The organism is Enterobacter cloacae complex sp. 2015409, from assembly GCF_041365315.1.
GTDB lineage: Bacteria > Pseudomonadota > Gammaproteobacteria > Enterobacterales > Enterobacteriaceae > Enterobacter > Enterobacter pseudoroggenkampii.
This window is the reverse complement of sequence record NZ_JBFTVM010000002.1, coordinates 157,492-183,783: the sequence shown is the minus strand read 5'-3', so window position 1 is coordinate 183,783 and position 26,292 is coordinate 157,492. Positions and strand designations below refer to the sequence as shown.

The following is a 26,292-nucleotide window of genomic DNA, read 5'->3' as shown; positions in this document are numbered from 1 at the left end:
CATAACCATCACCTGCACAGGAACACACTATGGCAACGTTTAAGGCAAAAGACGGCACGCAGATTTACTACAAAGAAGGCGGCGCGGGCAAACCGGTTCTCTTCAGCCACGGCTGGCCGCTGGACGGCGACATGTGGGACAGCCAGCTGAACTACCTGGCCGAGCGCGGCTTCCGCGCAATCGCCTTTGACCGCCGCGGGTTTGGCCGCTCGGATCAGCCGTGGAACGGTTACGACTATGACACCTTTGCGTCCGACATCAACGACCTGATCACCACCCTGGACCTCCAGGACGTGACGCTGGTGGGCTTCTCCATGGGCGGCGGCGACGTGACCCGCTACATCAACAACTACGGCAGCACGCGCGTGGCCGGTCTGGCGCTGCTGGGCGCGGTCACGCCAATCTTTGGTAAATCCGACACCTTCCCGCAGGGTGTGGATCAGAGCGTGTTCGACGGCATTCGCGACGGACTGCGTAAAGATCGCGCCCAGTTCATCAGCGACTTCGCCACCCCGTTCTACGGCACCAACGCCGGGCAGACCGTTTCCGCCGGTGCCCTGACGCAGACGCTGAACATCGCCCTGCTGGCGTCCCTGAAGGGCACCATCGACTGCGTGACCGCCTTCGGCGAAACCGACTTCCGCCCGGATATGGCGAAAATCGACGTGCCGACGCTGGTGATCCACGGCAGCAACGACCAGATCGTGCCGTTTGAAAGCACCGGCAAGCTGGCGGCGGAGATGATCAAAAACGCCACGCTGAAGGTGTACGACAACGCGCCGCACGGCTTCGCGCTGACCCACCAGGACCAGCTTAACGAAGATCTGCTGGCGTTTGTGAAGTCGCTGTAATTTTCTGTAGGCCGGGTAAGGCGCAGCCGCCACCCGGCGCTTTCGCAGACGCGTTCCGCTCCGCCAGCAGCCGACAAATCTCCGCGTGCTTCTCCTCGGTAAAGGTAAAGCGCGACATAAAGCCCATGCGGATCAGCGACCCTATTGCCGGCAGCAGACAAATCCCGAAGAACAGCCCCGACAGCACACTCTCACTCTGAATTTGCGCCTGCGGCACGTAGCCGATCATCGTCAGGAACACCCCGATTAACCCGCCGCCCACCGCCACCGACATCTTGCCGGTAAAGGTCTGCCCCGAGAAGGTGATCGCCGCGCAGCGCTTGTGAGTGTGGTACTCCGCGTACTCGATGGTGTCGGCAATCATCGACGAGGTGAGGATGTTGGTCATCATCACGAACAACGTGCTCAGGCCGAGCAGAATAAACAGCATCGTCACCTGTTGATAGCCCACAAACCACATCACCACGCGCACCGCCACGTCCAGCCCGCAGAGGATCATAAACAGCTTCCGCTTCTGCATCCGGCGCGTCAGCATCGGGGCGACGAGGCACAGCACCGCCGCGACAATCCCCATCACGCCAATCGCCATCTGCAGGCTGCCGTCGCCCATGTTGTTGATAAAGAAGTAGATATAGAGCCCGCCCGCCACGTTGTGGAACACGCAGAAAAAGAACGACAGCAGGACGATAAACAGCGGCTTGTTCTGGCGCAGGTTGTGGAAGGTGTCGCGGATGGTCACCTTTTCCGGGCTCGGCGGCACGCGCTCTTTGATCTGCATAAAGCCGTTGAGCATCAGCGGCAGGCCCACCAGCATCATCACTAGCGCCGCCATAAAGTAGCCTTTGTCATTGCTGTACTGGGCGAAATAGGACGCCAGCTTCGGGAAGAAGATGTTGGCGCAGGCAATCCCGGCGTTCACCCCGAGCATCGCCGCCGTCACCGCGCGGGTGCGCTGCCCGGAGTCGTTGGTCATCACCGACGACATCGACCAGAACGGGATATCGGAGATGGCGTACAGCGTCCCCCACAGGATGTAGGTCACCCCGGCGTAGAGGATTTTGGTGGTCATGTCCGCTTCGATTTTATAGAACGACAGCAGCGTGACGCCGGTGATCAGCAGCGGGGCGATCAGCAAAAAGTGGCGAAACTTGCCGAACCGGCTGTTAATGGTGTCCATGATGCTGGCAAACAGCGGATCGTGAACCGCGTCCCACGCGCGGGCAATCAGGAAGATGGTGCTCGCCGCCAGCGCCGAGATCCCCAGCACGTCGGTGTAAAAATAGTTAATAAACGAACCCACTAAACCAAAGCTAAAACACTGACCTAAACCATAACCAAAATAAGACCACAGCTCGCGAGACGGGATTTTCATTGTCATTGCCATTGTTATATGCCTGCCTGGTTGCCCGGCGGTGGACCGCCGGGTCGATATTATTAGTCCTGCGCCTGCGGGGCGATCTTGCGCAGCTGCTGCATCAGGGCGATTTCACGGCGCGAGAACGGAATGCCGTTCTCCTCAAACACGTCGTGGAACCAGAGACGGCAGTAGTCCGTGGACTCTTTCATCACCACCGGCCACGGCAGCCACGTCTGGGTTTTGCCACGCACCAGCCCCCACTGGTATGGCGCGACCTTCGCCGCGTACATCAGCGGAAGCTGCTCTTCGATGGTGCTGCCCACGTGGCGCGCCAGCCATTCGGTACAGAACAGCGGGCGACCAAGCTGTTGCAGCTGCTGAATAATCGCCGTCATGCGGCCAGTGTGGGTGTAGGCGTGGAAGCTCACCACGTCCGAGAGCGCCAGCGCGGTCTGGTCCAGCGGATGCTGGAAGAACGTCTCGCCCTCCTCTTCCGGCGGCAGGCGCCACGCGCAGACGGTGAGCGGCTGGGTTGGATCTTCTTCACGCACCCACTGGAACGCCAGCTTCATCAGCGCGTGGGCGCAGGTCTCCAGCTTCGCGTCGTACTGCACCTCCTGCGTGCCGGTCGCGAAAATGCCGCGGTTGCCCGGCTCGTTGTACAGATCCCACAGCAGCACGCGCTTATCCTCGCGGAACTGGCGGACAACGTCGCGGATATAGCGCTCAATGTCTGCCCAGCAGTCCGGATCGCACACCTTGTCACGCCCCGGGCTCGCCGCCGCCTGGCTGTTGTGTTTGCCCGGCACCGGCGGCTTTTGCGGGCCGAGGTACGGCTCGTCGCCGGAGAAGCCGCAGTCGTCCATCAGGGTCAGCATGGTGCTGAACCCGTGGCCGTCAGCAATCGTCAAAAAGCGGTCGATGCGCGCCATCAGCCCGTCGCGGTCGTGCTCCCAGACGATAAACGGCAGGTTGATACGCAGAGTGTTGTAGCCCGCCTCCGCCGCCCAGCCAAGCTCGCGGTCAATCGTCCCGGCGTCGAAAGTCTCTGCCTGCCAGATATCGGTCCAGTTCACCGCCGTCGACGGCAGATAGTTAAACCCGCACAGCCAGCCTTTTTGCTCATACCACGCCTGTGCCTGCTCCCTGCTCCACTGCTCTTTCATTACGCGTCCTCTTACTGATAATATTTAGCTAATAAATATTAGTTGCAGGATAAATGCGCAAATCGCGGCGTTTAGAAAAGCGATGCCCCTCACAAAGTTCACGCTTCGATGAATGAGAAACGTGATCGACGGCGCTAAAGCGTGCGGTTAGGGTATGATGCGAAGTCGCGAAAGGGAGAGGACGGATGAAGCGAAAAACGAAAGTGACGATGAACGATATTGCGCGGGCGGCAGGGGTGTCGCAGGCGACCGTATCGCTGGTGCTTAACCAGTCCCGCAACATCAAGCTCAGCGACGACACCCGCCAGCGGGTGATTAGCATCGCCACTGAGCTCGGCTACGACCGCCTCCCCGCCGTTCACGCCCCGCGCAACCAGGAAGAGATCGCCCTGCTGGTGAGCTCCATGCAGAGCTTCGACCCGTTTATCGACGCCATCAGCCAGGCGCGGGAAGCCGCGTGGCGCAACGAGACCCTCCTCACCGTCTACGACTACGGCGACGACATCGAGCTGGCGCTGAACATCATCCGCCAGCTGGAGAAGCGCAACTGCATCGGGATTATTCTCGCCTCCCCGGTCACCACGCTGGTGGACATGACGGCATTCCAGGACTGCACCCGCATCCCGCTGGTGCTGCTTAACCAGCGCGACCCCGGCTCGCCGCTGTTGCCGTCGTTTATCCCGGACGACTACGCCAACGCTTTCCAGGTGACTAAACATCTCATCGCCTGCGGGGCCACGCGCATCGCCCACATCACCGGCGAGAGCTGGATGGAGGCCTCCCGCCAGCGTCTGGCAGGCTACCAGGCGGCGCTGCAGCAGGCCGGACTCGCGTGCGACGACAGCCTGCTGCGCCAGACCAACTGGCAGTTCAGCGAGTCCTTTACCGCGACGGCTTCCCTGCTGGAACTGGCCGAGCGCCCGGACGCCATCTTCTGCGCCAGCGACTGGCTGGCGATTGGCTGCTATCAGGCGCTGGCGGTGAACGGCGTGCGCATCCCGCAGGACATGCTGCTGGCGGGCTACGACGACCAGAAGATCTCCGAGCAGCTCACCCCGCCGCTGACCAGTATTCAACTGCCCTACAGCGAGCTGGGACGGCTGGCGGTGGAGTACCTGTGCAATCAGGAAGATGCCGCCACGCACGTGACGCTGGCGGGCAGGCTGAAGGTGCGCGCCTCAAGCCTCGTCTGAGGTAAACACCATGCCCGCGTAGGGCTTCTCGCGACACGCCGCCAGCCGCGCGGCGAGGCTGCCCACGTGCAGCTCCAGCTTGTGCCCGTCCGGGTCGAGAAAGTAGAACGACGCCCCCTCGCTTTTGTTCTGCTTCCAGACGGTGACGCCCGCCTGCTCCAGCCTGTGCGAGAAGGGTTCAAAATCCTCTTCCGCCACGGTAAACGCGTAGTGGGTGTAGTCGCTCTCCTGCGGCGGCACATACTGGCGCGCCTCGTCGTACGACAGGCAGACCCACAGATCGCCGCAGGTGAGGTAGGCCCCGGTATTCCAGCGGGCGTGCAGCGCTAGCCCCAGCAGCTCGTGCCAGAACGTGACGCTTTTTTGCAGGTCGCTGACCGCGAGGGTCAGGTGGTTGAGGGATTGCAGCATGACGTGCCCTTTTGTTTTTCGCGCCGGACGTGGTACGGTAAAGAGATGAACATAAACCACGCCGTGCTCACCGTAAACCGCTGGTGGCTGCCTTCTTAAAGGCGGCACGGAGTAGTTTTCCCCATTTTCAAATAGCCGCCGAAAGGCGGCTTTCACATTTCTAAGACCCCTTTCGGCAACTGCACATTAAGGAGTCTTTATGAACGCACCCACCATCCTCACCGGCGACCGCCCAACCGGCCCGCTGCACCTCGGCCACTTCGTCGGATCGCTGCGCCAGCGCGTGGCGCTCCAGCAGACGCACAGCCAGTTTGTGCTGATTGCTGACCTTCAGGGGTTGACCGACAACGGCAGCAACCCGCAAAAAATTCGCGACAACATCCCCGAAGTGCTGGCCGACTACCTCGCCGCCGGCATCGACCCGAACCTGACCACGATCTGCCTGCAATCCGCCCTGCCCGCCCTCGCCGAGCTGACGATGCTGTATATGAACATCGTTACCGTCGCCCGCGTGGAGCGTAACCCGACCGTGAAAAACGAGATTGCGCAGAAGGGCTTCGCCCGCTCGCTGCCGGTCGGGTTTATGGCCTACCCCATCAGCCAGGCGGCGGACATCACCGCGTTTAAGGCCGAGTGCGTGCCCGTCGGCGACGACCAGCTGCCGATGATTGAGCAGACCAACGAGATTGTGCACAAGATGAACAGCCTGCTGCCCGCTCCGGTGCTGCGCCACTGCAGGGCGATGCTGAGCGACACCAGCCGCCTGCCCGGCATCGACGGCAGCGCCAAGATGTCGAAATCGCTGGGCAACACGCTGCACCTTTCGGCCAGCGAAGAGACCATTCACCGCGCGGTCAGCGCGATGTACACCGACCCGAATCACCTGAAGGTGAGCGACCCGGGGCAGATTGAGGGGAACGTGGTGTTTACGTACCTCGACGCGTTTCACCCGGACAAGGAGAAAGTGGCGGCGATGAAGGCGCACTATCAGGCGGGCGGGCTGGGTGACCGGGTTTGTAAGAACGAGCTGGAGGCGTGCCTGCAGGAGCTGATTGCGCCGATGCGGGAGCGGAGGGCGATGTATATGCAGGACAAGGGGGAATTGATGGCGATGCTGAAGCGCGGGACGGAGCGGGCGCAGGGGGTGACGCAGGCGACGTTGAGGGAGGTGAAGATTGGGTTGGGGGTGCCGGTGTTTAGTTAAAGTCGATTTAGCGGTGGAATGCGTGGGAAGAGCACGAAGCCGCTTTGTAGCCGATTAAAATAATAGTTAAAGCGCAAGAGTCTCTTAAATGCATTATTAGTGAATGTCGTTTGTCATCCTACTAGGTGCACGATATTCATAGGCTCTTTATATTTTTAAACGTCGCGACAACTGTTATGAGTAAGTTTATTATTTCCATGCTGAATACATTACTTTGTGTTTTAGTGATCGCGCTATGCCTCATATGCGTGGGCGTCACTGATAACTGGAAAGAATGCACTATAGCTATAATCATTACTTTAGGATGCGCACATTTCATGGCCGTTTTACTGAATCGTGTATTGCCTCATAAGTTAAATATTTTCGATGGGATAGTGGAATTAATGGGAGGGCCGCTATTAGTTATAGGCACAATGGTGTGTATTGATGTATTCGAACCCTGGCCGTTAAAAATTATGGGGATGTTTGTATGGGTTGTTTTGATTTTCTTTGGACCATCAATAATAAGTCCCAGGCGTTAATTCGGTCTCTTCATAAATGTCTGCGCCATTTCTTCCCCCAAGGAATCCAACATAATGAATCCCACTCTTTCTCAGGTCATAGAAGTAGTACGTCAGTCCTCTGGACATCATCGCAAGCGCATTGATGAGAACACCCTAATCGAAGCCGACCTTGATATATGCGGCATGGATGGCGATGCCCTGATTGAAGACTGCGAGGCAGCGTTTGGCGTTACGCTTGTCACTGAAGAAGATGGCTATGAGAAAACTTTTTCCCTCGCTGAAAACGAGTTTCTTTTTAGCACCGAGGGCATAGATTACTTTGGTATCTGCCGTTTAATTCGCAGATTGCGAGGCATTCCCGAACCTGTGATACGCGATTTAACCGTTGGCGAACTCCATGCTGTATTGGTTAAGGCTGTGAAAGAGCAGATAAAGCACGAGTGATTTTTTCTTACTACGGGCATGGGATGACATGCCCGTTACCTATCACTTTGGTCAGTTCAATATCACCCGTAGCCGTATTGAAGTACAGATAGAAAAAATCTGCGTTTAACCCTTCGGGTTTCGACCAGACCTCCTTCACTTCCAGGCTACGCTTTTCCTTCACATACCCTAACGTTTTGAGATAAGCGCGCAACGACGCAGCACTGGTAGCGCCTTTAAAAATGATACTTTTTGAAGGTTCGTAACCATCGCCCGAATGCGCCTCAAAATAATAGTCGTCCGTTACTTTTGGGGCGTTCTTAATATCCTTGTCTGTCAGTATCCGGTAGTGGAAAAAATCGTTTTCCGTATAACCGGTCGTCTCATCAGAATCAGATGCCACAAGCCATACAAACAACCATCCGAGGATACATACAGTGGCAACCGTGAGCGCTGACCACTTCAGGGCGTTTAAAAGGATTGTCATAGAAAATGCCCATGAAATGTCTTATCCCTGCCTCAGATTGCATATCTTCCGAATGGCGAACATCAGTAGCGCGGTAACGACGACCATCATCCCACCCAACACCCACAGGAATGATGGGTCTGCTTCACCATCAGCAAAACCAAGACCGGTACGATTTAAAAAATCATTGCTTGCTTGAGACAAGTAATCGAGCAAGCCTCCCAGAGGAAACAGGACGATAAAGAAGGAAGCAATGAGGCATGCCAGACCAATCAGGATATTATTTTTTAACTTTGCATGAAGCATAATCAGCCCTTCCTGTCACATCAATACGTCCATATGCCATCAACCCTTTACCACCAGGAACACGAATCTTCTTACGTGCAAGCAAAGATTGTCTGACCAGTTGAAAATCAGGGATATTATAGAACGTTATGCATCCCCACGACTCTCCCTCACCATTCGGCCTCAATGGATGAAGTCGAAACGAGCCTCTGTCGACCCCATTCACAAATACGTTATCAGCCATGGTCGAAGCATTAAACAAGCCGAACCATTCAGAATGATCGGTCCCGTTCTTGAAGTCTTTTACAAACCGCTCAACCCGATTAGCAATACTGCCTTCCGGTGCATCAACGATCCAGTACGTACCCACAGGTAACGCAGCATTCCTGATAAAGGCGCACTCTGCAATATTGGTTACGGGTTCTATTCCTGAAAAAACGGGAAACGTCCCAACGCCATAAACGTGTAGTTTCAGCCTTCTTCCATCGGCTGAGACATCGTTGTAATCCATCCTACAAATCTGCATAGCAATCCTCCCTGTCGCTTTGCGGAGAATGTTACAACCGATTTATTGAGTGCACCAGCGGAGACAGATAATTCATTTAAAAAAGGAAAAATACGGGCATGCGTATTCAAGCCCGTATTAACTTATCCTTTTACAGGATTAATGAAGGGATATTTTAGATATTATTCTTACTCTGCCAGACCATTTCTGCGCTTCACCACAGGTATATCTCCCGTATCATTCAGCGCTCCCGGAAACGTTTTTAACCACTGGGCGACTTTCTGCTTATTTATATTCACCACGCTCATACCTTCCAGGCATCCCCATAATTCTCTTGTATGCTGTGGGGTAATCACAATGCAGTCTTTCATAGCGCGAATTTTAACCGGCATGCCGTTGATAAAGCCCGCGCGAGTTAACCAGTCTCCGCCCAGAAGAAGGTATTTCATGTCTATGCGTGCATAGAGTTCGCAGCAGGCTGCACAGTCTTGCGGCGTTTCCGCGCGTGGATGGACGGGTGCCGCATTGGTCTGGTTGCCGTGCAGACGGCGGGCGCTGTTTTTGCGTACCAGCTCGCGGTTTTCAATCATGCCAGTGAAAGCGTCTGATTCTGTTTTGCAAACAGTAAACTCTGGCTTAAAATTCGTCGCAGCCATTTTCAACTCCATCTTAGTTGTTTGTGGTTAGCGGTATGGGGGTGTTGCAGCACCTTCATATCGCGAATTCCTCGTTAAATATTCTTTGATACTTCCTTTTGCCGGTCGGCGTAATTTCTGATGCTCATTATACAGGGCTGAATATAAATACAGCGTTTTGGTGTGGGGAAATTTGGAATTTGCGAGGGGGATTCAGGAAATAATGTTATGTACGATAAGGTCATGTTTTTCTTGTTTGCGGGTTGATTGGTCTAGGTTTTGCGAGCATCATCGCAATTATTTACCTTCTACCGTAACGCGATGGCTTCCAGCAAAACTCTCGAACAGGCAATTGCCGACATCACCATCTGGCGCAAAGGCGAACAGCGTGCGCCGCATAAGCCTTTATTGCTTCTGTACGTGCTGGCGAACTATCAGCAGGGGCATGCGCGACTGTTTGATTATGGAACCGAGGTCCATGAGCAGCTGCTTAGCCTGCTAGAACGCTTTGGCCCACAGAGGAAGGCGCATTACCCAAATATGCCTTTCTGGCGGCTCAAAGGGGATGGATTTTGGGATCTGAAGAATACTGAGTTCTGTTCGACCACTGGCAGTAAGCAACCGCCTGTTAAAGAACTTGTGGAACATAACGTTGCAGGCGGGTTTGATGAAGAACACTTTGCGTTGCTGAGTAAGAACAAAAACCTGATAGGCTCGCTGGCGCAGCAGATCCTTGAAGCACATTTTCCTGAAAGTATCCAGGAAGAGATCGCGGATGAGATGGGTTTTGATATCCAGCAAATCCGTAAGGTTCGCGATCCGCTGTTCCGTCAGCAGGTGCTGCGTGCTTATAACTACGAGTGTGCTATTTGCGGATTTAACATGCGGCATGATAACGCCTCTGTTGGACTTGAAGCCGCGCATATCAAGTGGAAGCAGTTTGGCGGACCGTGTGAGATCCCCAACGGGCTGGCGCTGTGTGCAATTCATCATAAGGCGTTTGATAAAGGATCGATTGGGCTGGATGAGAGTATGCGGGTGCTGGTGTCTGAGGCGGTGAATGGGAATGGGATTGTTGGGCGGTTGTTCTGGGATTTTGCAGGAAAGCAAATTGCGCTGCCGGTGGTGAAAGGGAACTATCCAAAGGAGGGATATGTGGAGTGGCATCGTAGGGAGGTGTTTAGAGGATGAGTGCGAAGGCCGGACTCAAACTGCTACCCAATAAAATGAATTATAAAGAATTTATTATAATCACCATCTAATATGCCCCCTTTTGTGCCCCCATCCATAATTATGAACATTTCATCATCAACACATTGGTTTAAAAGAAGAAAATACATCAACATCATTTTCGGTTCGGATCCGTTGCTCGGATCCGAACCAGAACAGAAAAAACTTTTTTTTAGAAAAACTGTTCACACTGTTCACTAAGTATTTTTTGCCTTTAATTTCATTGTCATACGTCGTGAACGGTTGGTGAACAGTGAACACTTTACTGTGCACCTTGCTGCTATTGCTCCAAAACCTAACATCTCTAACCCATCATTACAGTCCGATACGGGCACATTATGAGCAGAGCAACGCAGATGTAGCCATAGGTCTAGAATCAGAATGGATTTCGGTTGGCTCATACCATTAGGATACCAATGCACATTGAAATTAATCGCCACAACTAATTATTAGAATTGCAATGATAATAAATTTTACCGATAACATTTTTTTCATTTTACAATAACGTATTCATCCGCTCCGACGGAATATTTATATGGAATCCCATGGGCGATTAACACATCACCTTCAGGTGGCTTAGTGTCGTTAAGAGCCAGAAAATGAATCAGGTAAGTACCTTTAGTATTCATGCCATATGCATAGGTAAGCTCATAATTTTCACCAGCACCAATATCTACGAATTGAAGAGGAACCCTGTGAAGATTACCAGCGTAGCGACTTGAAATAATATTTATCGGTTCTTGGAAAACTGGCTTTCCCGCAGAAAAATCTACAGGTATTAAAGCCAAAGAATTATCGTCGAGCGTAACTCTGCTTTCCTTGGTGCCAAGGTTTGATAAAGTTATCTTAACAGTCAATAAAACCAACCCATTAGCTCCTTTCTTAACAGCCGGTTCAACCTTTGCCTGAATATGTGGCGTTTGAGTCGTTTTCTGCTTTAACTCTTGAAGAGTATAATCTGTAACTTCCTTTTCTTTTTTTACATAAATTGTAGAGTACACTCCCCAAACCCCTACAGCAATCGCAGCCACTATAGTTACAATTTGAGAGAAAATTTGAACCCATAGTTGGAGAAAATGCATTTTACTCGAAACCTTATCCTTCATGAATGACTTCCTTTTCGTTCCAACAGTAAATAATAAAGAAAATTAAAAAGCATAACCACACACTCCTAGGCACAATAACTGACTTACTCTCTTTTCATGCATCCTCATGAGTCCTAAATTTGGACACGAAGTTTAATCACTGTCCGCAATTATTTGCCCCATTGACCAACATAAGCAGATACACCAAATCGGTGCTATTAAGGGCGAAGCGTTAAACCTAAGTCCCATGGAAAAACATCAATATATGAGGTGGTCGACACTGCTGCCCAGTTGATTATAACGTCTTGTGAGTTGCCAAGAACAGTTTCACTATCCCTATCCCATTCGAAATCACTGGGTAACAATTGACCAGGGGCATGAGGCGACAATGCTCCAAAGGCAACATAATTCCATGCACCTGGCGGTCCTTCTCTTCCTGAAAGTACCAGTTCTTGGTGCCGTAAGGAATCCCTGTACTCCAAAGTTAAGTGCTCCTCTTTCATAAGATCTTTTAGGGTTAATTTTCCCAGTGGAGGGCAGCAAAGGTGACAAGAAGGAAATTCGAAAGTTGTATCATTGTCAATCAATGCCACTGCGACGATTTTGATAGAATCATTTGAGTCGAATGTCAGAGAAACCAGTGAGTCTGAAAACCTGTATCCCCACCATTTATCACCTATTCGGTTAGGAACACCTAGTTGCTGCTCAACCCAGCGAGATGGAGCACCAAGTTCTATCCCTGTAAATATATTTTCAGGTGTTCTACGTAGTTCGATTCGAACATTAGGTCTTGCTAACTTTGACCTTAAAAAACGAACGCCGTGCTTACTCATTGCGAGCCAAATGAGAGCTATACCACCCACAAAACTTCCAACTGCATTAACCATAATATCCTTGATAGGTATATAAGCTAATAGCGTCTGTAATTGCACAATCCAAGCATCCTGCGCCATTGTCAACCTCATTGAATGCGGACGATTTAACCGTCCCTAATATTGTAAAATTACCTTCAACAGAATACCGCAAACACAGTACAGATTTATATATCTTTGAGCATAGTTTAGAGCCTGAAAAATATTTTTCAGACTTTAACTGCTCGCACTACTCACCTTTGTTTGTATCAAAATTTTCATTGTGATACAGGATAAATATACGGTGAACAGAGGAATGTGTACCCTTGCAGATGGCCAGAAAGGAAAAGACCGGCATCGCCGGTCTGAGGTTGATTATTTCGCTGTAGGCTCGTCGCATTTTGGCAACCAGTCGGCGTTGCTTTCCTCCCTGAGTGCCAGATTGGTCTGCATACCCTGATTCGTTCGCCGTTTGTCATAGTTCAGCCGTACTCTTTGAGCATGGCCACAGCCCTTTACCGAACATGGTCAGACTGAGCGTGTTTTTATAGCCGTGCGCCTCCATGTAAATCAGATAGGCGTGGTACAGGTAGAGGCGCGGCTGACGCGGGATAATATTGGCGTTCCCCATATACATCCCGTCAGGCTCCGGCAGCGCCTCCAGATAGCCACAAAAATCAAAGGTCGGGTCGGCATCGCGTTTAATACTGAGCGCCTCATCGGAGTTCTGCTGCGACTGGAGCAGAGTACGGGCGGCCATCGGGTCGCTGAACTTCTGCATGAGCTGCCGCACGATGACGGCCAGCTCACGGGCGATTTTGTCTTTGAGCTTCGGGTCGCGCTCTTCCGGGGCAATCTGTTCCGGGAAGTGCAGGATAACCCGACGGCGTGATACCCCGCCGCTGCGGTCGGTAAAGCGCATCGGGTTGTTATTCACGGCCAGTATCACCGCCGGAATATGCGTCGAATAAGCATCCTTGTATTTCGGGTCGACCGACACCGCATCACCGCCGGTGATGGCCTTAAGCCCGGCCCCATCACCACTCCATTTTTCCTGGTCAGGCAGACGTATCAGAGAGAAGCCAATCAGCGCTGCGCGTTCACGCGGGGATTCCAGCGTCTCGATGGTCGCTGACGTGGCGTTATCTTCTCCGGCGAGCATGGTCGCGATTTCTGCCAGGATGCTCTTCCCGCTGCCACCGGGGCCGGTCACCTCCAGGAAAAGCTGCCAGTCGTAGCGGTTGGCCAGCGCCAGAAATTCGGGGCATGGGTTTCCAGTGTTTCACCTTCCACCGGGGGCGTGAAATCCACGTCACACAGGGTACGCAGCCAGTGCGATTGCTGTGAGGGCTGAATATTCCGGTGCCGGTATCGAGCACGCCGTTGCGAAAACCAGTTAGCCGCCGCGCCGGTGAGCTCTGCTGCGGAATAATCAGTTTCAGGGTGTCGACGACCGAACCGATTTTCCCGGATGAGAACGGGGCGCGGAGAAGCTGAAACAGCCCGGCCACGTCGCGGGAAAAATCCGACGGCGGTATGATTTTCCAGATAGCCGTGAGGATGATTATTTAATTATTATCCTACTCATGACCTATCTAATCGGAAAGAAGAGAAAAATATTCATGTAACCCTTGAATATTTAACGTTAAACCGATCAAATTCTAGGGCGAAAGCATTGCCTGAGCTAAGTCAATGGGAGTATGCTTAATTTTCGATCATGGTACATATCCAGAGATAAGAAGCTAAGGAAAGAGCATGAATGTAGGGCATCTCAATTTTTTCAAGGTTAATAAGTGCGGTTTATACAAGGTAAATGATGACAATACCTATGGTTTAGAGCTAAGCGAAACATTTGACCTCATACAGGATTGGGTAGGAACTAAATCTCTTGCACTCACCATACCATGGGACCCAAAAGAAAAACCAAACAGATCAAAGTGTTATTGTAAAGACATCTACAAAGATGAAAGCACTGGTGATTTTTTAATCATGCTATGGAAATCTGATACTGATAGTACTGGTTCTTTATTAGGAGCGAGTGAAGACGGTGAAATCGGAAGTTCGTCAGTGGTTAAATATACAAATAGCTACAGAGGGAAAAAAGTCATCTGGGGTCGCCCATGCTTTTATTGGATTATACCTGAACTTGAAACTATAGTTTCGATTAAATTCGACCATTCTGTTTGTGACTCTGAGCTATTTCAAGATTATGTACACTCTTCTATTACTAATAGAGTTAAACATAGTAAAAGAGTTAAGAATAAAACCGAGAAAGGTTATATAAGATTATCTAATACTGATGACGAAGATTTATATAAATACATGTACAGATTTGATATGAAGCTCCGAAGCTTAGAAACCACTCATGCTGAGCTAGGTAAATTGATATCAAAAATAACACATATTGTTCGCAGAGAAACCATTATTATTAATCCAAATGACGCACGCGCTGATTGGTTAAAGACTTTTAGCACTCTCGTTCCATTTGTGTCCGGAAAGAAAAACACCAGAACAAGACAGATTGAAATAAAAGCAGAAGCGAAGCCATCCTTGAAAGAAGTCCAAGAAATAATTGAAAAACATTCTGCTGAGGATAGAGAAAAACGTCTTTGGGATAATGTGGGGTTTGCGACGGACAAGGGCATAACATGGGTGGATAAATATAGAATGCGTGATATTCTCAATGTCCCTTCTGAAGATTACTCGACATATACTGCTGCATATATTTATGAACATATATCACACAAAAGAAAAGAATTCATTTCCCCTATATTAAAAGAGCTAAAAGCATTAAAATCTCAATCAAGAATAAAGAAAGCATCTGGAGAGGATTGAATGTTAAAAGCTATAGTAGGCCTCGTCAAATACACATGGATATACATAGCAATATTCATTGTATCGCTATTGGTCATTTTACCATCCGATATTAACTATGTGTATAACGATTTTGCTAACTATTGCACTCTTCTCGTATCAGTTTCTGGAATGGTTTTTACTATTATGGGGATTTGGTTAGCGTTTCTTTATCCAAATGCTTTGCAGCGTATCGTTAACCCCAAAACTATAGAAACCGTTGATTTCACCGAACAACTGGAAGATACAAAAAGGTTAGAAGCAATAGTTGGAAGTGTTCTAAAATCATCTTTCGTTATGATTACTTTACTTGTTGTATATTTAGTTAAACTAGTATTTTTCAAGAGTCATCTTTATTTAGAGAGTCAAGAAGTAATAAAAAACACATCTTTAGCATTAATTATTGCCATTTCATACATGCAGATTGAGGCAGTGATTAGCGTAATACTAGCTAATGTTATGTTTATCAATGATTTACATAACAAACGAGAGCAAAGAGACATCGACGATCAAGTATGAGGAAAAAATGAAAAGGAACATACGCGTTATACCTAAAAACATTCATAGCAAGTTAAAAAGACTAGGCAATGCAGTTGTTGCTGGCACTTCCATCGCATTTACAGAAGACCAATTAAAAAATGGTATATTAGAGCACCTTGGAATATACTTTGATAATGGTGTTAATGCTTATGAAACGTCAGTCATACCCGATCCATTGCAAGGCAAATATTCATTTAAAAATATTTTCGGTGAAGAAATCGTAAGAAAAGACCTTCCAAAAGAAACTCATTATACTGAAATTGAGTCACCTAACTGGGGTGATAGTTCTAACGGTACGCATACTGTCAGATTACCTCACGAGAAATACCCCAGAGACATTATCCCACCAAGACTCATAGCAATTGAAATTAATCACAAACAGTCTTCGGACAGTCATTTCATATTTAACTTCAGAGTAAGTAGAATTTTAGAAAAAAAATCAACCAAGTTTGACGATGAATTATTATTCGACTTAAATCTTCTCCAAGAAAATATTGGAAAGTGTGGGATTGAGAATGCTGATAAGCCTATATCGACTTATGCTGACACACTCCTAGTATCATGGAACATATTCCCACCAGGTAGCAAAGAGGAAGTTTTAGCAAGAATCTTTAGAGGGAGAAATATCACTACAGATAAGAAAAGCGTTGCTGAAAATAGATATGACTTCTTTATGAGCCTTGACCCTAAAAAGATTGTCACTGGTAATAGTACGTTCAGTAATTATATTGGAGCTATGCTAGAGGACGATCTAGTTGTTTTTGAGAATATAGAATATGGTAATGCGATATACATCCTCTATGATAACTGGGATGAAATCAGCAAGCTATCTCGAATCGATTTGTTATCAGGAAGAGCAGGCAATAATTTCGATAGAATAATTCATAGTGGTAATTGGAAAGACGAGGTGCGAAAAAAAGTTGCTAATGGAAGATTATGATTATATTGTTTAACACAAAATAAACGCCTATTTAATTTATAGGCGTTTGTTTTGCTAATGTTTTTTGTTTATTTTAGCAAAATCATAAGGTGTAACTGTTTTACTTTCATTTGCTTTGAGGTAATCAGCCCACCATTGCACCATCAAGCGACGGTCTTCCAAATGCTCAGAGGTATGAATATACGCAGCACGTACATTATTTCTTTCTGAATGGCTCAACTGCCGTTCAATCTCATCATCACTCCATAATCCTGACTCACCCATAGCACCACGTGCCATCGTTCTGAATCCATGCCCGCAAACTTCAGTTTTCGTGTCATAGCCCATCGCACGCAATGCGCTGTTTACCGTGTTTTCACTCATAACCTTAGTTGCGTCATGATCCCCAGGAAACAGCAGCTCTTTATCACCACTAATTTGCTTGAGCTGATCTAATAAAACCATTGCCTGCCGACTGAGAGGAACGATATGTTCCTCTTTCATCTTCATCCCACGGTATGAGTAACGCACGCCTTTAATTTCTTCTCGCTTTGCCGGTATGCGCCAAAGAGATTTATCGAAGTCGAATTCATCCCAACGCGCGAAACGTAACTCACTGGAATGCACAAAAGTTAGTAAGGAAAGCTCGACAGCGATCCGTGTCATCACACGGCCACGATAAGCAGCAAGACGAGCAAGAAACTCAGGGAATCGGCTTGAGGGTAAAGCGGGGTAATGCCGCGCTTTGGTTGTCGATAGCGCACCGGCCATGTCACTGGCTGGATTAGAGTCAATGTAATCGTTTTGAGCTGGCGAATGTCGGACGAAACAATAGGAGGAAAAATATAAAGCTCAAGATAACGTAGAACGCGCGATCGGTGATCTTCACTCCAGCGCTTATTACTGGCATGCCATTCACGAGCGATAGTTTCGAAAGTATATGCCCCCGAATTCTCGGCCTGAGCTTCTTTCTGTTCGTTTTTTGGATCAATGCCCTGCGCTAACAGCTTTTTAGCTTCATCGCGCTTTGCTCTTGCCTGAGCCAGCGTCACAGTAGGCCACACCAAAAGCGAGGCGATCCTCTTTTTTGTCGGAGGGGCGTCTGTATTTCATGCGCCAGTATTTAGAACCTTTGTCCGAAACCTCGAGATACAAACCGTCGCCATCGGCCATTTTATAGGTTTTGCCTTTTGGCTTTGCGGTCTCGACCTGTCTAGCGTTGAGCTTCATTTGGGGCATATTTCTAATCGAAGTTAAGATGCCCCCAATGACATCCTGATTTCAACAGATAACCTCGGACGACTCAGGACGTAAAAATCGCTGTAACTATTGATTTTTAAGGATAATTGGAATTTCTCGGATGATCTAGGAAGTACTAATGGTGCCGAAGGCCGGACTCGAACCGGCACGTATTTCTACGGTTGATTTTGAATCAACTGCGTCTACCGATTTCGCCACTTCGGCACTGAAGGGGATGCGGAAACGTTGTGGATTATACCTGTCGCGCGCCGCCATGCAAGCGACGACGCGCTAAACCCGCGCTAAGTGTCCAAAAAACCAGCGCTACCGTCAGTCCAGCTCAGACACCGCCAGCCGAATCACCCTCGCCGCCTTCTGCTCCGGCAGCGCCAGCACCTTGGCCCACATCTCCTGCACCATATCGCAGGAGAGCTTCTCTTTGCCCGCCGCCTTCTCCGGCGTCTGCAGCAGCTGGATGTCCTCGCCGTACTTATCGGCAAGTTGCTTCATCACCGGTCGCACATCCTCGACAGCCGCCTCACGTTCGGCTTGGGTTACGGTGTGGCGGTTTTTGCCGTAGGCCGCGCGCATCATGTCGGCGTCGGCCTGCATGCGCCGCGCCATCAGGTCTTTATCCAGCATGCGCATCGGGTTAACACCGCCCTTCACCATCGGGTAGAGGAAGCGGAAGCAGGCGTCGTCGCTCACCTTCTGGATGGCGGCGGTCTGCTCCATGTTGATGGTCATGTAGTTCACCACGTTGGCGTCCGGGGCGTTCTGCAGGCGCGTCATCTGCAGATGCAGGATCTGCGGCTGGATGGTGTCGATAATCTGCTGCTCCGGCTCGCCCGCTTTTTGCAGGGCGGCCATCTGGTCGAGGATGCGCTGATGCAGCGCGGGCTCCTGCTCCTTAATCACCTGCCAGGCGGGCATCGCGTTGAGGGCGTTATCCATCTGCCGTTCCGGGGCGCGCTGTCTGTCGAAAAACACCCAGAACGCCACGGCGGCAGCCGCAATGACGACAATCACAATACGGGTCCACGTTTTATTCATCTCGCATCCTTATCCTTGAGTTATGCCGGTTTACACCGGCACGCCGCTGTGGAAGCGAAACTCGTTGTCCGGTGTCGAGATAAGTGTGGCTTCAATTTCGCCAAAAAGCTTTATACGTGGTGAGATATCTTCGTCGCTCACCTGCTGGGCCAGCGTCAGGTAGTCCTGATAGTGGCGCGCTTCCGAGCGCAGCAGCGAGAGATAGAACTTCTGCAGGTCGTCGTCGAGGAACGGAGCCAGCGCGGCGAAGCGTTCGCAGGAGCGGGCTTCGATGTAGGCACCACAGATGAGCTTGTCGATCAGCGTCAGCGGTTCGTGGGTGCGCACTTCTTTCAGCATCCCTTTGGCGTAGCGGCTGGCGGTGATTTTGACGTACGGAATGTCGCGGGCCAGCATCGCCTCTCGCACCTGCCAGAAGTGATGCAGCTCCTCTTTAATCAACAGCACCATGCTGTCGATGAGCGCCTGACCCCACGGGTCGTCGGTTTTGGGCATCACGCTTTTGCCAATCTGCTTGTGCAGGGCGATGAAGTCCGGCTCCGGGCCGTCGCGGAAGGTGAACAGTTCGTAGGGTTTGAGCCAGTCGAGCAGCGCGTCTGCACCGCTTTCGTCGGCTACGTATTTACGCACGAGTAACAGCGCGGTCTGGGCGGCCTTGAGCTCGCACACCATGTGGTCGGTGAGCAGCAGCGGCAGGTTCGCCGGGTCGCGGGCTTTATCAATCCATGCTTGCGGGGTCGGGCACTGGAGGAAGTTGAGTACGGGGGCGAGTATCTGCGGGTAATCCATGGTTCTGCCTTGAAAAAGCGGTGGCGCGCGCCACCGCCTGAATCACTTAGTGACGCACACCGTCGTCGTCTTCGTCGATGTAATCTTCGTCGTCACCTTCTTCGCCGTCTTCACCGTTCGGATCTTCGAAGTAGGTTCCCCAGCCGTCGTATTCCACGTCAAACTTCTCGGCCAGGTTCATCAGCTGTTCGACCTGCGCGTCGATCAGCTCCGCCTTCAGCGCGCCTTCGCTCAGGATGTCGCAGCAGATGACGGTGTCGCCCTCTTCCACTTCCAGCTCTTCCGGCTCGGTCACTTCGTAACCCAGCTTGAAGGCTTCCACGGCCATTTTTTCCAGCGCGTCGAAATCATCCGCAGAGAAATGGTGCTCGATGGTGTACAGCGCGTCCGGATCGCTACCGTCTTCCAGCAGCTCTTCAATAATCAGACGCGTCTCTTCGCGTTGCTCTTCCAGTAATTCCGGGTTTGCCATGGCTCAATCCTCTTTAAAGTGCGGCAGATACTTCTATTTTCACACACGGACGGGTTTGCCTCCACCTTTGTTGGAAAGATTTGTGAAACGGGGTTGCAAATGAATAATTACACATATAAAGTGAATTTTAATTCAATAAGTGGCGTTCGCCATGTGAGGATAAAATGTCTGATCTGTACAAGAAACACTTTCTGAAATTGCTCGACTTTACCCCTGCACAGTTCACTTCTCTGCTGACCCTTGCCGCACAGCTCAAAGCCGATAAGAAAAATGGCAAGGAAGTACAGAAACTTACCGGTAAAAACATCGCGCTCATCTTCGAAAAAGACTCGACCCGTACCCGTTGCTCTTTCGAAGTTGCCGCATTTGACCAGGGTGCGCGCGTTACCTATTTAGGGCCGAGCGGCAGCCAGATTGGGCATAAAGAATCAATTAAGGACACCGCGCGCGTGCTCGGGCGGATGTACGACGGCATTCAGTATCGCGGCCACGGCCAGGAAGTGGTCGAAACGCTGGCGCAGTATGCGGGCGTTCCGGTGTGGAACGGGCTGACCAACGAGTTTCATCCGACGCAGCTGCTGGCGGACCTGCTGACCATGCAGGAGCACCTGCCGGGCAAGGCGTTTAACGAGATGACGCTGGTCTACGCGGGCGATGCGCGCAACAACATGGGCAACTCGATGCTGGAAGCGGCGGCGTTGACCGGGCTGGATCTGCGCCTGGTGGCCCCGAAGGCCTGCTGGCCGGAAGAGAGCCTGGTGGCGGAGTGCAGCGCGCTGGCGGAGAAGCACGGTGGGAAAATTACCCTGACGGAAGACGTGGCGGCGGGCGTGAAGGGCGCGGACTTTATCTATACCGACGTGTGGGTGTCGATGGGCGAAGCCAAAGAGAAGTGGGCGGAGCGGATTGCGCTGCTGCGTGGGTATCAGGTGAACGCGCAGATGATGGCGCTGACCGGCAACCCGAACGTGAAGTTCCTGCACTGTCTGCCGGCGTTCCATGACGAGCAGACTACGCTCGGCAAGCAGATGGCGAAGGAGTTCGATCTGCACGGCGGGATGGAGGTGACGGACGAGGTGTTTGAGTCGGCGGCGAGTATCGTGTTCGACCAGGCAGAAAACCGGATGCATACGATTAAGGCGGTGATGGTGGCGACGCTTGGGGAATAATTGGGTCCTCTGCGGTCTGGTGCCCTCACCCCGGCCCTCTCCCACAGGGAGAGGGAGAAAACCCTAAAAACGACAACAGCGTTATCGTCTGACAGAAAAATACATTTTGCTGACGCTTTCTCAGCTAGACATTAACCATAATAAGAACTTATGTTTTTATTAAGCATTATTTATTGAGCAGATAATGGTTAATATCAGGTCATTATCAATTACAAAACACCGTATATTATCGGCGTAATATTTCCTTATTGCTGCATTTCGTTAATAAGGATTAATTATGTCATGGAATAAGCATGAAGCTGTGTCATACGCCCGTAGCCACGCACTAACCCATACTGGACACTATTGCGCTCGCGCAATCGCCGCCGCCATTCGAGCCGGAGGGCTTAAAATCGAAGGGGCAAACGCCAAGGATTTCTGGCGTTCTCTTGAAAAAGCAGGGTTCACAAAAGTCTATGGCACCCCCATAGAGGGGGATATCGCGGTGATTGATGCCTTGCCCGGCCCGAACCAGTACGGGCATATCTGTATTTACGATGGCGCTGGAACCTGGTATTCAGATTTTAAACAGAGAACACTGTACCCGGGGCCAACCTATCGCCAACTCCAGCCAGCCGTAACCTTATACAGGCATTATTAATATGAATAAGCTCATCTTAATTGTGTTATTCAGTACAGCCGCATTGGGGGCCGAAGATTTTCAGATACCGATGCAGCGCGCCCTTGAATTCAATCGCTGGTACATTAAACAAGTGAACAACGATCGTTATCCCATACAACAGGGAAATGAAATCGATAAGTTCGTTACGGTCAGCACCATGAAAAAATTACGTCATGCAGCCGATCCCCGTTATGCCGACGCTGAATTTTACGAGGCTGATTTTTTTATGAAATCGCAGTATATCGGCGAGGACTGGGCTGAGAATGTGGCTATTGATTCGTATGATTCAGACCCGGTCTGTGTAAACGTGAATATCACCTTTGGCAAAAAGACCCAGCACACAGTCATTGATTGCATGGTTAAAGAAGATGGGGTCTGGAAAATCCAGTCTGTCGCCGCTCGGGATAATAATTGATGCCCCCCACTAACAATAGTGTAGCCGCCTTTGTTGCCGCGTGGCGCTGCGCTTACCCGGCCTACAAAACCCGTAGGCCCGTGCAAGCGCAGCGCCGCCGGGCGAATCAGGCGACGATGCGGCCTGATGCCCTTTCTCCCACAACCCGCTCTACTCAATTGATTTTTCACCCTGAAAAAGGTACGTTTTCGCCTTAATTCCAGCGTGGACATACCAGCATTATGCCGATTATTCAGTCTGTTGAACGTGCGTTGCAGATCCTCGACCTGTTCAACGAGCAGGCCACCGAGCTTAAGATCACCGACATCAGCAAACTGATGGGGCTGAGCAAGAGTACCCTCCACTCGCTGCTGAAAACCCTGCAGCTTCACGGCTATATCGATCAGAACCCGGAGAACGGCAAATATCGCCTCGGCATGAAGCTGGTCGAGCGCGGCCATTTTGTCGTGGGCTCCATCGATATTCGTCAGAAGGCGAAAGGCTGGCTGACGGAGCTGTCCCAGCGGACCGGGCAGACCACCCATCTGGGGATCCTGGACGGGCGTGAAGGGGTCTATATCGAGAAGATTGAAGGCAAGCTGGCCGCCATCGCCTATTCGCGCATTGGCCGCCGCCTGCCGGTTCACGCCACCGCCATCGGCAAGGTGTTGATTGCCTGGCTGGGCGAGGCCGAGCTGAACGCTCTGCTTGAGGGCTATCAGTACACCACCTATACCCCTTCCACCCTCGCCTCTCGTGAAGCACTAATGAGCGCCCTGACGCAGACCCGCGCGCAGGGCTACGCCCTGGATAGCGAAGAGAACGAGCAGGGCGTGCGCTGCGTGGCGGTGCCGGTGTGGAACCATGAATCCCGCGTCATCGCCGCCCTGAGCCTGTCGACGCTGACCTCCCGCGTGGACGACGCCGAGCTGGCTAACTTCCGCGAGCAGCTTCAGCAGGCCGGGCTCCAGCTGTCACGCACGCTGGGCTACCCGGCCTGAGCCGTTAAACCGGCTCGTAGGTGAAGTAGTCGAAGTCCGCGTGGCAGCCGTCGCCGCTGATGTCCTCGCAGTGCAGCCCCACAAACGCGCCGGTAAAGAAGCCGCGCCCGCCAATGTAGTCGTCCGACAGCTTCCACGCCTCATACGTCACCGGCACGTCGTGCCACGTCTCGCCGTCGAACGAGTAGCTGTAGCGGTAAACCAGCGTATCCACGTCCACCCGCAGCCAGACGCTCTCCGCATGTTCCGGCACCGGAATCGGCTGCTCGTGCAGCGGCCACGACGGCACGTTGTGGTCGAGCTGGATCACCTTGATCGTTCTCCCCAGCCCCTCCTCATAGTCCACAAAGCAGTAGCTCCAGTTTTTGCTGTTGTAGTAGCAGGTCAGCCCCGCGCTCTGCTGGAAGTGGACCGGCGAGAACTGCATCCGCGTCTCCGCCCGGAAGACGAAGTGCTGCCAGCGGCGCGCCACGGTCGACTGGGTAAAGGTTGAGTTGAGCGAGTCGTTGCCGTAGAGCCGTAAGTAGCCCGGGCGCGCGGTGAGCGAGCCGAGGGTGTCGTCGAACGGAATGCGCAGGGTCTGTAACTCCGGGTCGAGCGAACTGGCGTCGAAATCGTCCCGCCAGCTGCCCTGAACGGCTGCAGGCTGCTCCGCCACCTGCGGGCCTTTCACGGTCAGCTGCGCATGCTTGCCGCCTTCCACGTACGGCCAGCCGTCACGCCACTCAATGCGGGCGATGCCGGTCTCGCGGCCCAGCGGGCAGTAGCCACGCCCGCCGGAGGCCAGCAGCGGCACGCCGGGCAGGCGCAACGGGCGGCTGGTGAGGTAGGCCATGAACCACTCTCCGGTGTGGGTCTGCAGCAGCGAGCCGTGGCCGCTCTTCTGCAGCGGGTTCTCCGGCAGGTGCCAGCTGGTCATCATCGTCACGTCCGGGTGCAGCTCGTACGGCCCGTCGATGTTTTTGGAACGCAGCACCACGACGGCGTGCTCGTAGCTGGTGCCGCCTTCGGCCACCATCAGGTAGTACCATCCCGCGTGGCGATAGAGGTGCGCCCCCTCGGTGTAGCAGAGCGGCGTGCCGGTAAACAGGGTTTTACGCTCGGGCGAGAGCGTCCCGGTCTGCGGATCAAACTCCTGCATCACGATGGTGTTGTGCGGGTTGCTGTGGTGGCGCGGCCCCCACGGGCGGTAGATATAGTATTTGCGGCCATCGTCGTCGTGGAACAGGGACGGGTCAAACCCGCCGTTGCCCATCGGGATCGGCTCGCTCCACGGCCCCTCAATGGACGGCGCGGTGACGAGGAAGTTGCGGCCGTTTTTCCACGGCGAGTCGACAATCTTCACGTCGGTATAGAGCAGCCAGAATTTGCCGTCGGCATAGCTCAGGCACGGCGCCCAGATGCCGCCGGAGTCCGGGTTGCCCTTCATGTCCAGCATCGACACGCGGTCCAGCGGGGTGCTGACCAGCGACCAGTTTTTCAGGTCGCGGGAGTGGTAGATGCGCACGCCGGGGAACCATTCGAAGGTCGAGGTGGCGATGTAGTAGTCCTCGCCCTGGCGGCACAGGGACGGGTCCGGGTTGAAGCCGGTGAGTATGGGGTTAGTGATTTGCATAGTGCCTCCGGTTAATGGGATGCGGCTGTCGCGGCGTCGGGAACGGCCTCGCCCTGCGCCGCGCGGTGCTTGATCAGCTGCTGGCTGATGGCCTCCACGCGGGCGTCGGTGAGCTTATAGAACGACAGCATGATGAACATGCCCGCGTAGAGCACCACCGGCACCACGCAGAACAGAATTTTGATGGTGGTGAGCACCTCCACCGGCTGCACGCTGCTGCTGGCGGAGTAGTTGACGTACGCCAGGATCCAGCCCACCACCGCCCCGCCAATCGCCAGGCCAATCTTCAGGCTGAACAGGTAGGTGGAGAACACCAGCCCGTCGAGGCGGCGACCGCTGCGGCTCTCCTCGTAATCCACCACGTCAGAGGCCATCAGCCACTGCAGCGGCGTGGTGGTGTTAAAGACGAACAGGAACAGGATGTTGAGGGCGAAAATCAGCGCAATGTGCTCCGCCGGGGTGACGAAAATCAGCAGGCTGATGAGCGAGTAGGCGACGATGATCCACTTGAAGGCGGTGACGCGGTCGAAGCGCCCCAGCAGTCGGGAGGAGCAGAGCGAGCCAAACATGGTGGCGAGGCTGCCGTAGAGTAAAAACTGGGTCGCCATCTCCGGGTGATCCATCACGTATTTGACGAAGTAGAGCGTCGCCCCGCCGCGCACCACGCTGGAACAGGTCGCCATCATCTTGAACGCGCACATGATGCGCCACTGGCCGTTGCCGAGCAGCAGCTTGAGATCTTTCGCCACCGACGAGCCCGGCTGCACCTCAAAGGTGTAGCGCTCTTTGGTGGTGAAGAAGCAGACGTAGAGCAGCACCACGCCGCTCAGGCCCAGCACGCACATGGCGCCGAAATAGCCCACCTGCTCGTTCCCTTTGCCGATGATGCTGACCAGCGGCAACGCGATGCCGCTGATGGCGAGCGACCCAGCGGCGGCAAGGAAGAAACGCCAGGACTGAAGGGCATGACGCTCTTTCGGGTCGGCGGTGATGACGCCGGGCATGGCGCAGTACGGCACGTTAACGAAGGTGTAGACCAGGGTAAGGAGAATGTAGGTCACGCAGGCGTAGATGATTTTGCCCTGCGCGGAAAAGTCCGGCGTGTAGAAGGTCAGCACGCAGACGATGCCAAACGGGATGGCGCCCCACAGCAGGAACGGGCGGAACTGGCCGTGCCGCGTGCGGGTGCGGTCGACCAGCAGCCCCATCAGCGGGTCGGTCACGGCGTCGAGCACGCGGGAGATTAAAAACAGCGTCCCCATAATGCCCGCCGACAGGCCGAAGACGTCGGTGTAGAAATAGGCCAGCAGGAACATGGTAGCCTGCCAGACGAAGCCGCAGGCGGTATCACCCAGCCCGTAGCCAATTTTGTCTTTCATGGTTAATTGCGTCATCAGAATTACACCCTTATGTAGTGTGCTG

The 26,292-nt window shown here is 52.5% G+C and carries 27 protein-coding genes, 1 tRNA gene and 2 pseudogenes; 13 read left to right on the top strand and 17 right to left on the bottom strand.

Features of this window, described 5'->3' with window-relative positions; all coding sequences use genetic code 11:
- Positions 1–29 precede the first annotated feature (29 nt).
- Positions 30–851 (top strand): alpha/beta fold hydrolase, encoded by an 822-nt coding sequence (locus tag ACDO57_RS14520; RefSeq protein ID WP_370884181.1) that lies wholly within the window; start codon positions 30–32, stop codon positions 849–851.
- Here the strand turns inward: ACDO57_RS14520 and ACDO57_RS14515 are convergent.
- Positions 814–2,235: an MFS transporter gene (locus ACDO57_RS14515; RefSeq protein ID WP_370884180.1), complete on the bottom strand. Its 1,422-nt coding sequence runs from the start codon at positions 2,233–2,235 to the stop codon at positions 814–816. The two genes, ACDO57_RS14520 and ACDO57_RS14515, sit on opposite strands and share 38 nt — an antisense overlap.
- Positions 2,236–2,285: 50 nt before the next feature.
- The gene (locus ACDO57_RS14510) at positions 2,286–3,374 is read right to left on the bottom strand and encodes a cellulase family glycosylhydrolase (protein WP_370884179.1); all 1,089 of its coding nucleotides are present in this window, start codon (positions 3,372–3,374) and stop codon (positions 2,286–2,288) included.
- Positions 3,375–3,559: 185 nt separating this feature from the next.
- Between ACDO57_RS14510 and ACDO57_RS14505 the strand changes: the two genes are divergently transcribed.
- Positions 3,560–4,567, top strand: a complete 1,008-nt coding sequence (locus ACDO57_RS14505; RefSeq protein WP_370884178.1) for a LacI family DNA-binding transcriptional regulator — start codon at positions 3,560–3,562, stop codon at positions 4,565–4,567.
- Here the strand turns inward: ACDO57_RS14505 and fosA are convergent.
- A complete protein-coding gene (gene fosA, locus ACDO57_RS14500) occupies positions 4,553–4,978 on the bottom strand; it encodes a FosA/FosA2 family fosfomycin resistance glutathione transferase (RefSeq protein WP_028015351.1) in 426 nt (141 codons plus the stop codon). The genes ACDO57_RS14505 and fosA overlap by 15 nt on opposite strands.
- 199 nt (positions 4,979–5,177) lie before the next feature.
- On the opposite strand from fosA, the gene trpS reads away from it, so the two are divergent.
- Together trpS and ACDO57_RS14490 are read left to right on the top strand one after the other, a co-directional pair.
- A complete protein-coding gene (trpS, locus tag ACDO57_RS14495; RefSeq protein WP_370884177.1) occupies positions 5,178–6,182 on the top strand; it encodes a tryptophan--tRNA ligase in 1,005 nt (334 codons plus the stop codon).
- A 575-nt stretch (positions 6,183–6,757) separates the two neighbouring features.
- Positions 6,758–7,129, top strand: a complete 372-nt coding sequence (locus tag ACDO57_RS14490; RefSeq protein WP_370884176.1) for a hypothetical protein — start codon at positions 6,758–6,760, stop codon at positions 7,127–7,129.
- Between the two features lie 10 nt (positions 7,130–7,139).
- On the opposite strand, the gene ACDO57_RS14485 is transcribed toward ACDO57_RS14490, so the two are convergent.
- The 4 genes from ACDO57_RS14485 to ACDO57_RS14470 form a co-directional block, all read right to left on the bottom strand.
- A complete protein-coding gene (locus tag ACDO57_RS14485) occupies positions 7,140–7,595 on the bottom strand; it encodes a hypothetical protein (RefSeq protein ID WP_370884175.1) in 456 nt (151 codons plus the stop codon).
- Positions 7,596–7,616: 21 nt separating this feature from the next.
- Entirely contained in the window at positions 7,617–7,880 is a 264-nt protein-coding gene (locus ACDO57_RS14480) for a hypothetical protein (RefSeq protein ID WP_046621075.1), read from the bottom strand.
- On the bottom strand, positions 7,855–8,385 hold the full coding sequence (locus ACDO57_RS14475; protein WP_023295850.1) for a DUF2778 domain-containing protein: 531 nt from the start codon (positions 8,383–8,385) through the stop codon (positions 7,855–7,857). The genes ACDO57_RS14480 and ACDO57_RS14475 overlap by 26 nt, the downstream gene beginning before the upstream one ends.
- Positions 8,386–8,552: 167 nt before the next feature.
- Positions 8,553–9,020: a SymE family type I addiction module toxin gene (locus ACDO57_RS14470; RefSeq protein WP_370884257.1), complete on the bottom strand. Its 468-nt coding sequence runs from the start codon at positions 9,018–9,020 to the stop codon at positions 8,553–8,555.
- A gap of 300 nt (positions 9,021–9,320) precedes the next feature.
- Between ACDO57_RS14470 and ACDO57_RS14465 the strand changes: the two genes are divergently transcribed.
- Positions 9,321–10,190, top strand: coding sequence for a phosphorothioated DNA-binding restriction endonuclease (locus ACDO57_RS14465; RefSeq protein WP_370884174.1), 870 nt, complete (start codon positions 9,321–9,323; stop codon positions 10,188–10,190).
- A gap of 530 nt (positions 10,191–10,720) precedes the next feature.
- On the opposite strand, the gene ACDO57_RS14460 is transcribed toward ACDO57_RS14465, so the two are convergent.
- From ACDO57_RS14460 to ACDO57_RS14450, 3 genes and pseudogenes are all read right to left on the bottom strand, one after another.
- The gene (locus ACDO57_RS14460; protein WP_370884173.1) at positions 10,721–11,335 is read right to left on the bottom strand and encodes a hypothetical protein; all 615 of its coding nucleotides are present in this window, start codon (positions 11,333–11,335) and stop codon (positions 10,721–10,723) included.
- Between the two features lie 197 nt (positions 11,336–11,532).
- On the bottom strand, positions 11,533–12,267 hold the full coding sequence (locus ACDO57_RS14455) for a hypothetical protein (RefSeq protein WP_370884172.1): 735 nt from the start codon (positions 12,265–12,267) through the stop codon (positions 11,533–11,535).
- Between the two features lie 273 nt (positions 12,268–12,540).
- Positions 12,541–13,715, bottom strand: a pseudogene (locus ACDO57_RS14450) (primase-like DNA-binding domain-containing protein); the annotation flags it as partial.
- A gap of 205 nt (positions 13,716–13,920) precedes the next feature.
- On the opposite strand from ACDO57_RS14450, the gene ACDO57_RS14445 reads away from it, so the two are divergent.
- The 3 genes from ACDO57_RS14445 to ACDO57_RS14435 are packed head-to-tail and all read left to right on the top strand — an operon-like array spanning position 13,921 to position 16,498.
- Positions 13,921–15,000, top strand: coding sequence for a hypothetical protein (locus ACDO57_RS14445; protein ID WP_370884171.1), 1,080 nt, complete (start codon positions 13,921–13,923; stop codon positions 14,998–15,000).
- The gene (locus tag ACDO57_RS14440) at positions 15,001–15,537 is read left to right on the top strand and encodes a hypothetical protein (protein WP_370884170.1); all 537 of its coding nucleotides are present in this window, start codon (positions 15,001–15,003) and stop codon (positions 15,535–15,537) included. It begins immediately after the preceding gene.
- Positions 15,488–16,498, top strand: a complete 1,011-nt coding sequence (locus ACDO57_RS14435; RefSeq protein ID WP_370884169.1) for a hypothetical protein — start codon at positions 15,488–15,490, stop codon at positions 16,496–16,498. The genes ACDO57_RS14440 and ACDO57_RS14435 overlap by 50 nt, the downstream gene beginning before the upstream one ends.
- 54 nt (positions 16,499–16,552) lie before the next feature.
- Here the strand turns inward: ACDO57_RS14435 and ACDO57_RS14430 are convergent.
- The 5 genes and pseudogenes from ACDO57_RS14430 to rraB form a co-directional block, all read right to left on the bottom strand.
- A pseudogene (locus ACDO57_RS14430) lies at positions 16,553–17,707 on the bottom strand (tyrosine-type recombinase/integrase).
- Between the two features lie 149 nt (positions 17,708–17,856).
- Positions 17,857–17,941 (bottom strand) — tRNA-Leu (locus ACDO57_RS14425).
- A 105-nt stretch (positions 17,942–18,046) separates the two neighbouring features.
- Complete coding sequence (locus ACDO57_RS14420) at positions 18,047–18,769, bottom strand: topoisomerase II (RefSeq protein ID WP_370884168.1); 723 nt, start codon at positions 18,767–18,769, stop codon at positions 18,047–18,049.
- A gap of 30 nt (positions 18,770–18,799) precedes the next feature.
- Positions 18,800–19,558, bottom strand: a complete 759-nt coding sequence (gene miaE / locus ACDO57_RS14415) for a tRNA isopentenyl-2-thiomethyl-A-37 hydroxylase MiaE (RefSeq protein ID WP_370884167.1) — start codon at positions 19,556–19,558, stop codon at positions 18,800–18,802.
- Positions 19,559–19,604: 46 nt separating this feature from the next.
- On the bottom strand, positions 19,605–20,030 hold the full coding sequence (gene rraB, locus ACDO57_RS14410; RefSeq protein WP_023324077.1) for a ribonuclease E inhibitor RraB: 426 nt from the start codon (positions 20,028–20,030) through the stop codon (positions 19,605–19,607).
- 99 nt (positions 20,031–20,129) lie between these two features.
- Between rraB and ACDO57_RS14405 the strand changes: the two genes are divergently transcribed.
- From ACDO57_RS14405 to xynR, 5 genes are all read left to right on the top strand, one after another.
- On the top strand, positions 20,130–20,225 hold the full coding sequence (locus ACDO57_RS14405) for a hypothetical protein (RefSeq protein ID WP_213014347.1): 96 nt from the start codon (positions 20,130–20,132) through the stop codon (positions 20,223–20,225).
- A complete protein-coding gene (gene argF, locus ACDO57_RS14400) occupies positions 20,195–21,199 on the top strand; it encodes an ornithine carbamoyltransferase (RefSeq protein WP_370884166.1) in 1,005 nt (334 codons plus the stop codon). The genes ACDO57_RS14405 and argF overlap by 31 nt, the downstream gene beginning before the upstream one ends.
- A gap of 277 nt (positions 21,200–21,476) precedes the next feature.
- Positions 21,477–21,839, top strand: coding sequence for a CHAP domain-containing protein (locus tag ACDO57_RS14395; RefSeq protein ID WP_318154834.1), 363 nt, complete (start codon positions 21,477–21,479; stop codon positions 21,837–21,839).
- A 1-nt stretch (position 21,840) separates the two neighbouring features.
- A complete protein-coding gene (locus ACDO57_RS14390; RefSeq protein WP_148768520.1) occupies positions 21,841–22,275 on the top strand; it encodes a DUF3828 domain-containing protein in 435 nt (144 codons plus the stop codon).
- 221 nt (positions 22,276–22,496) lie between these two features.
- The gene (gene xynR / locus ACDO57_RS14385; protein WP_248222591.1) at positions 22,497–23,255 is read left to right on the top strand and encodes an IclR family transcriptional regulator; all 759 of its coding nucleotides are present in this window, start codon (positions 22,497–22,499) and stop codon (positions 23,253–23,255) included.
- Between the two features lie 4 nt (positions 23,256–23,259).
- On the opposite strand, the gene ACDO57_RS14380 is transcribed toward xynR, so the two are convergent.
- Positions 23,260–24,870 carry a glycoside hydrolase family 43 protein gene (locus tag ACDO57_RS14380; protein WP_370884165.1) on the bottom strand — a complete coding sequence of 537 codons (1,611 nt, stop codon included), beginning with the start codon at positions 24,868–24,870 and terminating at the stop codon, positions 23,260–23,262.
- Positions 24,871–24,881: 11 nt separating this feature from the next.
- Positions 24,882–26,264, bottom strand: a complete 1,383-nt coding sequence (locus ACDO57_RS14375; protein ID WP_370884164.1) for an MFS transporter — start codon at positions 26,262–26,264, stop codon at positions 24,882–24,884.
- Positions 26,265–26,292 lie beyond the last annotated feature (28 nt).